Source organism: Kitasatospora sp. NPDC093558 (assembly GCF_040683475.1).
In the GTDB taxonomy this organism is placed as follows: Bacteria; Actinomycetota; Actinomycetes; order Streptomycetales; family Streptomycetaceae; genus Kitasatospora.
In genome coordinates, this window is record NZ_JBFBDY010001378.1 from 1 (window position 1) to 1075 (window position 1075).

At 73.5% G+C, this 1075-nt stretch carries 1 protein-coding gene; it reads left to right on the top strand.

Features of this window, described 5'->3' with window-relative positions; translation table 11 throughout:
* On the top strand, positions 1–1075 hold a 1075-nt coding region (locus AB0O00_RS41135), incomplete at both ends, for a hypothetical protein (protein ID WP_363659761.1).

Genomic DNA, 1075 nt, shown 5'->3' on the forward strand with positions numbered 1-1075 from the left:
GTTCACGCTCCGGCGGCTCACCCCGGAGACGCTCGCCCGGTACATCTGCGCGGAGAGCCCGCCCGACTGGAGCGGCGAGGAGGCCGACCGGATCCGGCTACTGGCCGCCGGCAAGCAGGGCGTACCGGTGAACCGCGTGGGCGCCCTTTACGAACGGCTGGTCGAGATCCTGGGCGACCGCGGCCGGATCCCGGACACCGCCTTCCATGCCGAGACCCTTCCCTACCAGGCCTCCTGGAACGAGTGGGGTCGCGGCTACACCCTCGGCGAACGCGGCCGGGACGCCGGCAACGTGCCCGAGACCCAGTCCCCCGACCTGCTGATCATCGGCGTCTCGTCGCGGGACTCCGCCCTTGCCGCGCTGAAGCGGATCGGCGAGCAGGGCGAGGCGCTTCCCCCGCTCGGGGCCCCGCTCCCGGCGCCTGGCGGCGCGGCCGGCACGGGCCCGGGGGAACTCTCCCACTTCTTCCGCTTCCTGACGGTCTTCCGCGAACTGGAACGGCTCGACCCGTCCGACCGGGACGCCGTCGCCCGGCAGGTCGCCGAGAACCCGCGCACCGACCACCGGCTCAACGAGGAGACCCTGGCCCGGACGCAGGCGCTGGCCCTCGCACCGGACCAGCCGCGCCCCGAGGTCAGCCCCATCACCCACCCCGAAGCCGCCCGCTGGGGCCACCTGTTCAACCTGCGCTACCGCATGCTGCTGACCGACGTCGCGCACGCCTTCCGCCTGATCGGCCCCCTCGACAACGGCGCCGTCCTGACCGCACGCGGATCGCTCATCCACCGGGCCTTCGGCGAGATGTACAACCTCCGGGCCATCGCCGGCATGCTCCTCCAGCTCCCGCTCGACCACGAGCCGGCCACCGGTCTGCTGGCCGGCCCGCCGTTCGAGATGCCGTACACGCTGGACCTCCCGGCGGGCGACCGCAACCGGTGGCTGCTCCAGCGCGATCTCACCGAGGCCTCGCTGCACGCCGTCGACGCCCTGCTGCGCACGACACTGACGGCCGAGGGCGAGGCGTACCTGCGCGCGCTCCGCGAGGCCGACACCCAGGCACGGGAGTTCGTCGAC